Origin of the sequence: Bacillus sp. EE-W1 (assembly GCF_009760835.1) — a bacterium.
Taxonomy (GTDB): Bacteria; Bacillota; Bacilli; order Bacillales; family Bacillaceae_G; genus Bacillus_A; species Bacillus_A wiedmannii.
In genome coordinates, this window is the sequence record NZ_WIPE01000060.1 from 80056 (window position 1) to 82284 (window position 2229).

The window sequence follows — 2229 nt, forward strand, 5'->3', positions numbered from 1 at the left end:
GCCAACAGGAGCGCTTGATTCTAAAAATGCAACAAGTTTACTGGATGCGATGACAAACTTAAATAAAGAACAAGGTGTATCTATCATGATGGTTACGCATGATCCGTACAGTGCAAGTTACTGTCAGCGTATTTTATTCATTCAAGATGGTGAGCTATATAAAGAAATTTATCGCGGTGGTACACGTGAAGAGTTCTATAAAGAAATTTTAGACGTGCTTGCAAACTTAGGCACACAAAAAGCGTAAGGAAGGAAGTTCAATCATGTTATTTAAGCTTTCCATGTCAGGCCTAAAAAGTAAGTTGCGAGATTATATTGTTTTACTTGTTGGTCTTATTGTCTCTATTTCGACTTTTTATATGTTTCAAACGCTAGCATCCAATAAAACGTTCCTTGAATCTAACTCTTCTATTAGGGATATTGTGTCTGTATTTAAAATTGGTTCCTTTTTGTTAGCGGTTATCACATTTTTCTATATTTTATATGCAAACTCTTTCTTATCAGCTCTTCGCCAAAAAGAATTTGGTATGTATATGATGTTAGGAGCAAAAAAGCATAAAGTTACCTTACTTATGTTTATCGAAACAATCATATTAGGTGCCACATCTCTTTTGATTGGAATTACAATTGGTGTAGGACTTGCAGAAGGTATCGGTCAGCTATTAATGAAACAACTCGAATTTGCTGGTGAAGGTTATAAAGCATTTTATCTGCCACCAATAATTATTACTTGCGTCTTCTTCTTTGCACTATTTATATTATCAGCAATTATGAATAGTATTAAATTATCGCGTATTTCTGTACTGCAACTTGTACATGCAGATGCACAAACAGAACGTGTCGCCGTAAAAGGAAAAATGACCGTTGTAGTTGCATTCCTTGGTATTCTTTTATTGGGTATTGGTTATGCATCACTGATCTATATGTCATATGCAAATCCGCTAATTGGTCTGGGATTAATGGCAGTTGGATTAATCACAGCAACCGTTGGTACTTACCTTATATTTGGATCACTTCTCCCAGTTATGATTAACAAGCTAAAGAGTAATAAAAAACATAGTGAAAAAGGCCTAAATGCTTTTACTTTTGCACAATTAAATTTCCGCATTAATGGTCTAACAAATGTGCTTGCAACAGTAGCAATCTTAGTGGCTCTTGGTGCTGGTGGAATTGCTTGTGGTATGGCATTTAAAAACAACATCCTAAAAATGACAGATCAAATGCGAATTTACGATTCAGTCATTCATAATCCAACAGCGGAAGAAAAGAAAATTTTGGGTGGTATCTTATTTCAAGAAAAACTTGAATATCATTACAAAGTTGATGATAGGTATGTTTATTATCTTAAAGAAGATTTAGAAAAAAATCGCCCTTTCTTGCAAGGTATGAAAATAGAAAAAGTTTCAGAGGGATTACCCATTGGTGCATTTTCAATAAAATGGGTTAAAGGAGAGACCGACACAAAACAATGGATCCAGGCTTTCAGAACGATCCAGCCAAATTATTTATATCCTGATTATGAAATGAAAATTGTAGATCAAAACATATACGATGGGTTGAAGGGTAAAGAAAGTACTGTGTTTATGGGGAAAACAGATGATTTTGGATCATACATAAAAGAATGGAAAAAACTTGATGAATTACAGATATCAAAATATAAAAATGTGAAGGCGGAAGAATTGGATAGTAAGTATCAAGCGTATATTGTGAGTCATGATTTTGCCAGCGGACTAATGTTTATGGGTTTTTTCGTTGGAGTTGCATTTTTAGCAATGATGGCAAGCTGCTTAATGTTTAAAATTCTATCCGGTGCATCCAAAGATAGTACACGTTATCAAATGCTTCGTAAAATCGGTGTTCGCCGGGAGTTATTAATAAAATCGATTTATAAGGAGTTATTCTTTATATTTTTAGTCCCAGCAATTGTGGGTATTGTTCACGTATTAGTTGGTATGAACATGTTCAGCGTTCTTTTGGCTGATCCGTACTTTCGTATTTGGCTACCAATTATTATTTTTGTAGTGATTTACTCGATTTACTATTTGATTACAGTTCAATTGTACAAAGGAATTGTACTTCCGAAAGAAAATTAATGTAATGATATCATTTATACGGAATATCAACATAATCTGCCCCCATTTATTGAACATTCTAAATGGATTTGGAAATAATAAATGGGGTACCACCACATCGCTATCAAAATAATAAAAAGAAATGCCCCCTAGAATG

The 2229-nt window shown here is 33.9% G+C and carries 1 protein-coding gene and 1 pseudogene; both read left to right on the plus strand.

Features of this window, described 5'->3' with window-relative positions; translation table 11 throughout:
• Positions 1 to 247: pseudogene (locus GFJ36_RS29555) on the plus strand (bacitracin ABC transporter ATP-binding protein); the annotation flags it as partial.
• A gap of 16 nt (positions 248 to 263) precedes the next feature.
• A complete protein-coding gene (locus tag GFJ36_RS11930) occupies positions 264 to 2093 on the plus strand; it encodes an FtsX-like permease family protein (protein ID WP_157349582.1) in 1830 nt (609 codons plus the stop codon).
• Positions 2094 to 2229 lie beyond the last annotated feature (136 nt).